This is a genomic window from Bradyrhizobium sp. (genome assembly GCF_016462955.1).
Taxonomy (GTDB): domain Bacteria; phylum Pseudomonadota; class Alphaproteobacteria; order Rhizobiales; family Xanthobacteraceae; genus Bradyrhizobium.
Genome location: NZ_JAEMSD010000500.1, coordinates 1 through 1399, shown reverse-complemented (window position 1 = coordinate 1399; position 1399 = coordinate 1). Strand labels below are relative to the sequence as shown.

Here is a 1399-nt window from a genome sequence, read left to right as displayed (position 1 = left end):
GGAAGCACCCGGTGCTTCCGTTCAATCCGCAGGCGATCGGCAAGCCGGCGCTGATCATCGATGCGCTGTTCGGCGCCGGCCTCAGCCGCATGGTGGAGGGCGAGGCGCGCGAGATGATCGAGGCGATCAACGCCAATGGTGCCCCGGTGCTCGCCGTCGACCTGCCGAGCGGCATCAACGGCACCAGCGCGGCCATGATGGGGACGGCGGTGAACGCTACCGAAACCGTCACCTTCTTCCGCAAGAAGCCGGCGCATCTGCTCTTGCCCGGGCGCATGCACTGCGGCCGCGTGCGCGTTGCCGACATCGGCATCGATGCGCAGGTGCTGGAGGAGATCGCGCCGCAGACCTTCGAGAACGACCCGGATCTCTGGGGCGCGGCCTTTCCGGTGCCGCGCATCGACGGCCACAAATACGTGCGGGGTCACGTGCTGGCGGTGTCCGGCGACATAGCCGCGACCGGCGCTGCACGGCTCGCCGCGCGGGCAGCGCTGCGCGCCGGTGCGGGCCTTGTGACGCTGGCGAGCCCGCGCGATGCGCTCGCGATCAATGCGGGCGCGCTGACTGCGGTGATGGTTCGCCCCGTCGACACCGCGATCGAGTTCGGCGAGCTGCTCGGCGACAAGCGTTACAACACCTGCATCATCGGCCCCGGCGCTGGCATCGGTGAGCGCACATGCGATCTGGTTCACACCGCGCTCACCGCGCAGCGCCATCTGGTGCTGGACGCGGATGCGCTGACGAGCTTTGCCGCAGCCCCCGAGGCCCTGTTCGAATCGATCAAGTCGTCGCAGGACAATGCGGTGGTGCTGACCCCGCACGAAGGCGAGTTTCCACGCCTGTTCTCCGACCTCAGCAACAAGCATCCCGGCCGTTCCAAGCTGGAGCGGGTGCGCGCCGCCGCCGAGCGCTGCGGCGCAGTCGTGCTGCTGAAGGGCCCGGACACCACGATCGCTGCCCCCGACGGCCGCGCCACCATCGCCGCCAACGCGCCGCCCTGGCTCGCCACCGCAGGCGCCGGGGACGTGCTGTCCGGCATCATCGCGGGGCTGTTGGCGCAGGGCGTCCCGGCGTTCGAAGCCGCCAGCATCGGCGTCTGGATGCATGGCGAGGCGGCGAGCGAAGCCGGGCCGGGCCTGATTGCGGAGGATCTGACCGAGACGCTGCCAGCCGTGCACCGACGGATTTACGACGCGCTGGGCATTGAATACTGAACCCTCACTCCACCCCGTACCACCGCACCAGGCGCGGCGCGGCCCAGTCCGTCACGACCGATTCGAGCAGCCATCGTCCGGGCGCGGTCACCGCAAAGGCGATGCGTTGGGTCTGGCCAGGCTCGACCGCGAGCGTGTCGAGCCAGTACGGTTTCCAGCCGTCGTCGAGCCTGTCGAGCAGGCGG

General features: G+C 69.7%; 2 protein-coding genes. One reads left to right on the top strand and one right to left on the bottom strand.

Translation table 11 applies throughout. The features are described from left to right. A partial coding sequence (locus JHD07_RS32805) for an NAD(P)H-hydrate dehydratase (protein ID WP_291629677.1) occupies nt 1–1214 on the top strand: 1214 nt, incomplete at its 5' end. Nucleotides 1215–1218: 4 nt separating this feature from the next. Here JHD07_RS32805 and JHD07_RS32800 read toward each other — a convergent pair. After that, on the bottom strand, nt 1219–1399 hold a 181-nt coding region (locus tag JHD07_RS32800; protein ID WP_291629675.1), incomplete at its 5' end, for a multicopper oxidase domain-containing protein.